Genomic DNA, 3,409 nt, shown 5'->3' on the forward strand with positions numbered 1-3,409 from the left:
GCCCAGGGCTGCGGCCCCGACGCCGGCGCCGGCCAGGATCAGGCGGCGGTTGATGGGCGTCATTCGGCGGCCTCCAGGAGGTTTTGCAGCGCGGCCAGGTCGCCGCGCTCGGTCATGCCGCGCGCGTCGGGCTTGAGGGCGCCGCGCAGGTCGTCGAAGTCCAGGATGGTCAGGCACAGCGTCACCCGCTCGCCGAGGGCGGCGCAAGGTGCATCCAGGATGAGCATGTCGACCTGCCGGCCACGGCCGGCTGTCGTTTCGGCCACGTCGAAGTTGATGCCGCGATCCAGCAAGGCGATCTCGGCCGCCTTGCTGTCGTCGCAATACAGCTGCAGGTGAACATTGGACAGCCGTGTCGCCGTGCCGCGCCAGACGGCGCCAGTCAGGTGCGGGCGGAACTCGGCCAGGCGCGCCATCCACTGCGCGGCCAGCTCGCGCAGGGCCCGCAACTCGGCCGGCTGAGTGTCGGCATGGAAGATGGCGATGTGCTCGCGCACGGCGTCCTCGACCTCGTCGTTGCCAGGCAAGGCGGCGCGCGGCGCGCCCAGGTCGCGGGCGGCGCGCTGCTTGGCCGGGCCCCAGTCCATGCCCTCGTCGACGATGAGGCGGGCGGCGGCAGCGGCGATTTCTTCGGTGAAGTCGCTCATGTCAGTGGCGCGCGGCCGTCCGAAGCACTGACGCGCCCCCTCGGGGGGCAGTGAGCGAAGCGAGCGTGGGGGTGGTCATGGCGTTTGGGCGCTGTTCATGCGGCCGACGATGAGGCCGGCCCGGCCCATGACATAGGCCGAGCCCGGCTGGCGCTCGAAGCGCTTGGGCGCCGGCAGCATCACCGCCAGCCGCGCGGCCTCGAAGGCGCCCAGGCGTGACGCATCCGTGCGGAAGTAATGCCGCGCCGCGGCCTGGGCACCGAACAGGCCTTCCCCCCATTCGACACTGTTCAGGTAGATCTCCAGGATGCGCTGCTTGCTCAGCAGGCCTTCCAGCATCAACGTGAGGATCAGCTCCTGGCCCTTGCGCAACAGCGTGCGCTCCCCGGAAAGGAACAGGTTCTTGGCCAGCTGCTGGGTGATCGTCGAGCCGCCGATGACCTTGGCCACACCCTTGCCGCGAGCTTCCACGCGGGCCTGTGCCTTCTCGTTCTTCTTCCAGGCGCCCTTGAGGGCCTCCCAGTCCACGCCGCCGTGCTGGGCGAAGCCGTCGTCCTCGCTGGCTATGACGGCGCGCTTGAGCGTGGTGGCCAGTTGGGCGTCGTTCACCCACTGCTGGCTCCAGGCGACCTGCTGTTTTTCCTTCAACAGGCGCACGGCCTCGCTGCGCTGGAAGCTGGTGGACTGCGGTGCGAGGACGTTCATCAGCGCGATCCGGCCGGCAAACCAGAGTTGCAGGCAAATGACGGCCAGGGCCAGCACAGCGACGAGTCGGCCGATGTGGCGGATCACAGAGCGGCCCTCAGCTCGGATCTCAGCGCTTTCAGCACCGGCGCCGTGTCTGGCCGCACGCCGCGCCAGAAGAAGAAGGCCTCGGCCGCCTGCTCGACAAGCATGCCCAGACCGTCGCGCGGCTCGGCGCCGTGGGCGGCGGCCCAGTCCAGAAAACCTTGCGCCTTGGGGCCGTACATCATGTCCAGCGCCAGCGCGCCGCGGGCCAGCACGCGGGCATCGACCGGCGAGGCCGCGCCGGCGAGGCTGGTGCTGGTGGCGTTGACGACGATGTCTTGCGCAGCGGGGGCCTCCGCCAAGGTGACCGCGGCAAGGGGGACGCCCAGGTCGGCATGGCTGGCCACCAAGGCCTGGGCATTGCCCACTGAGCGGTTGGCGATGGTGATGCGCGCCGGCCTGGCCGCGATCAGGCTGCCCAGCACGCCCGCCGCCGCGCCACCGGCGCCCACCAGCAGCACCTGCAGGCCTTCCAGCGGCCGGCGGGCGTTGCGCTGGATGTCGTTGACGAGACCGACGCCGTCGGTGTTGTCGCCCACCCAGCCCCCTTCGTCGAAGCGCAGCGAGTTGACGGCGCAGGCCAGCGCGGCGCGTTCCGTATGTTCGGTGGCCAGCGCAAAGGCATCGAACTTGAAGGGTACGGTGATGTTGCAGCCCTTGGCGCCAGCGGCCGCGAACRCGCGCAGCGTGGCCTCGAAGCCATCCAGCGGCGCAAGCAGCCGCTCATAGACGAGCTGCTGCCCCGTCTGCTCCGCAAACATCGCGTGGATGGCCGGCGAGCGGCTGTGCTCGACCGGATGACCGACAACGGCATATCGATCAGTCATTGCGGCTGCCCCTGCAAAGTCGTTTCCAGGCTTTCGTCACGCGTGAACTTGAAGCGCGATGTGATGACCAGCACCTCAGCCCCGCGCAGCATCTCCTTGCTGAAATTGCCGAAGGGCGAGGCCGCCTGCACGATGGCGACGGCGCGCTTGTCCAGCGTCGGGTTGCCGCTGGAGGCGACGATCTCGGTCTCGATGACGCGGCCCTTGTGGTCGATGTGGATGTTCATGGTCAGCTCGCCATAAAGCTTCTTGCCGCGCGCCTCGGGGAAGTCGCGCGTGCCGCGCTCCTCGATGCGGCGGCGCAGGCCGTCGTAGTACTGGGCGTAGACCACCTCACGCGTGGCCGGGCTGACGTAGCGCTTGCGCGGCCGGGCGCTCTCGTCGTTGACGCGCTTCTCGATCTCGGCGAGCAGGTCCACGAGCTGTCGGCGTTTCTCGGCCAGGGCGCGCTCGGCAGCGTCGGTCTTTTCGCGGCGCGGGTCAGGCGGGGGCAGCAGGGCCAGCTCGCGCCTCACCTGGGTCAGCAACTGCTGTTGCTGCTGCTGCAACTGGGCGATCTGCGAGCTTTGCGCCTCGGCCGCATCACCCACTTCGCTTTGCCGCGCCGGTGGCAGTGGCGAAGTCGCGCGGCCGGTTTCCATGTTGCCGCCGCCAGCCAGGTTGGCCTGGGCCAGGGCCTGGGCCTTGACGGGCGCCTCGTTGGAGCGTGTGTTGACGAGCACCACCTCCAGCGGCGTGTCCTGGAAGATGCGGTTGAAGGCCTCGGGCGCGGCGATGCGCATGAACATCAGCGCGATGTGCACGCCAAGCGAAAACGCGAGCGCGATCTGCAGCGTGCTCGGTTTGCGCATCTCAGCTTTGCGAGGCCGCTTCGGCGGGTTCTGCCTCGCCGGAACCATCATTCAGGTCGATGGCCAGTGTCAGCGGTGCCGCGGCGGCCTCGAGCTCGTCCTCATCGCCTTCCGGTTCTTCAGCGGCAGGCGACTCATCCAGCCGCTCGACCAGCGTCGCATGCACGTCCAGCGTCATCTCGTCCAGCCCGGTGATGCGCACCTTCACATGGCTGCCGCGCGGCAGCGAGTCGCAGCCCAGCGCCTTGAACACCAGCGGCAGGTCGTCGGCGCGCACCAGGCCGTCCTTCATGAC

At 69.2% G+C, this 3,409-nt stretch carries 4 protein-coding genes and 1 pseudogene; all 5 read right to left on the bottom strand.

Annotated features, from left to right (window positions below):
* Window positions 1–59: 59 nt before the first annotated feature.
* A complete protein-coding gene (locus AC1DU6_RS24270; protein WP_056203566.1) occupies window positions 60–647 on the bottom strand; it encodes a hypothetical protein in 588 nt (195 codons plus the stop codon).
* 75 nt (window positions 648–722) lie between these two features.
* Window positions 723–1,436, bottom strand: a complete 714-nt coding sequence (mtgA, locus tag AC1DU6_RS24275) for a monofunctional biosynthetic peptidoglycan transglycosylase (protein WP_056203666.1) — start codon at window positions 1,434–1,436, stop codon at window positions 723–725.
* Window positions 1,436–2,263 carry a shikimate dehydrogenase gene (gene aroE, locus AC1DU6_RS24280; protein ID WP_477860195.1) on the bottom strand — a complete coding sequence of 276 codons (828 nt, stop codon included), beginning with the start codon at window positions 2,261–2,263 and terminating at the stop codon, window positions 1,436–1,438. The genes mtgA and aroE overlap by 1 nt, the downstream gene beginning before the upstream one ends.
* The gene (locus tag AC1DU6_RS24285; protein WP_457326062.1) at window positions 2,260–3,114 is read right to left on the bottom strand and encodes an energy transducer TonB; all 855 of its coding nucleotides are present in this window, start codon (window positions 3,112–3,114) and stop codon (window positions 2,260–2,262) included. The genes aroE and AC1DU6_RS24285 overlap by 4 nt, the downstream gene beginning before the upstream one ends.
* Before the next feature lies 1 nt (window position 3,115).
* Window positions 3,116–3,409: pseudogene (locus AC1DU6_RS24290) on the bottom strand (RNB domain-containing ribonuclease); the annotation flags it as partial.

It is taken from the genome of Roseateles sp. P5_B10 (assembly GCF_056400485.1).